Source organism: Shewanella seohaensis, assembly GCF_023283775.1.
Taxonomy (GTDB): Bacteria; Pseudomonadota; Gammaproteobacteria; order Enterobacterales; family Shewanellaceae; genus Shewanella; species Shewanella seohaensis.
Genome location: NZ_JAKILE010000033.1, coordinates 1 through 1,204 on the forward strand (window position 1 = coordinate 1; position 1,204 = coordinate 1,204).

Here is a 1,204-nt window from a genome sequence, read left to right on the forward strand (position 1 = left end):
AGATTGTTAAAGAGCATTTGACCTCGGCTTTCGCGTTACCGCTCAGCGGGTCAGGGCTGCGTATTTTACGCATTTCCCTTGTCGCGTCAAGGCGTTTTTGCAAACTTCTTGGCGCTTTCGAATCAACTGCACATTTTGCATTCGATTCGCACTGTAACCGCGTTAGCTTTCGCTGTCTGCCGTGTCAGTGGATGCGCATTATAGGCAGCAGAACTTTTTACGCAAGGGCTTTTTTCAGGTTTTTTGCATTATTTTTCAAATCACTTTTTACACCCAAACTAGGCACAAGCTACCCACTACTTATTCCCAAAGTTATCCACATTCCGAAATTTTTAACTATCGTGGTAGGCCGCTATTAGGGTGGTTGGTCGCTTGTAATAAAGGTTATTTAAAGTGAATTAAAGCATCGATGCTTTAAATAATACTGTAATTTCGACATAGGACTTCTATAAATAAGGCTGCCTAATTATGTCGTTTACAACAAAACCCTGTCAATGGAGTTACACATGCTCTTGTTAAACCTCAACCCCTTCGCATTGCATAAAATAGAACGATACACATCTAGTCTTTATAGCAAGCTCTATCGAGGAGAAGCAGCCTAAAGCTAGCGCTTGCTCCTATAAGATGGAGCAACTTGACAGGAAAAGAGTACATAGCGACATTGGGCAAAGAGAAAGAGCAATGTTAGGCCTGATTAAGAGCTCAAATCATTATGAATCGCGAAATGAAAGTGTACTCGTGCACACAGAGGTCCACGAACTAAATACGTTGTACAAGGGGCGTAGTAAAAAGGAACTTTAAAAAGCAAAAAGGCCACCTAACAAGGTGGCCTTTCTTAATTTAGCGTTTGGCGATGACCTACTCTCACATGGGGAGACCCCACACTACCATCGGCGCGATTGCGTTTCACTTCTGAGTTCGGGATGGGATCAGGTGGGACCACAATGCTATTATCACCAAACAAATTTTGCTCTAGGACAACACACTAGATTGTATGGTGCTGATACCCAGAATCGAACTGGGGACCTCATCCTTACCAAGGATGCGCTCTACCGACTGAGCCATATCAGCAATTCTTTATCATCAATGATGATTTAATTAGGCGCTTGGCGATGACCTACTCTCACATGGGGAGACCCCACACTACCATCGGCGCGATTGCGTTTCACTTCTGAGTTCGGGATGGGATCAGGTGGGACCACAA

Annotated in this window: 1 protein-coding gene, 1 tRNA gene and 2 rRNA genes; 1 reads left to right on the forward strand and 3 read right to left on the reverse strand. The window is 44.0% G+C overall.

The genetic code is table 11. The annotated features are described in order from the left end of the window. On the forward strand, positions 1 to 359 hold a 359-nt coding region (locus L2713_RS20435; protein WP_248969103.1), incomplete at its 5' end, for a hypothetical protein. A gap of 486 nt (positions 360 to 845) precedes the next feature. On the opposite strand, the gene rrf (L2713_RS20440) is transcribed toward L2713_RS20435, so the two are convergent. The 3 genes from rrf (L2713_RS20440) to rrf (L2713_RS20450) form a co-directional block, all read right to left on the reverse strand. Then, a 5S ribosomal RNA gene (gene rrf / locus L2713_RS20440) occupies positions 846 to 961 on the reverse strand. A 34-nt stretch (positions 962 to 995) separates the two neighbouring features. Next, a tRNA-Thr gene (locus L2713_RS20445) sits at positions 996 to 1,071 on the reverse strand. Between the two features lie 33 nt (positions 1,072 to 1,104). After that, a 5S ribosomal RNA gene (gene rrf / locus L2713_RS20450) occupies positions 1,105 to 1,204 on the reverse strand; the annotation flags it as partial.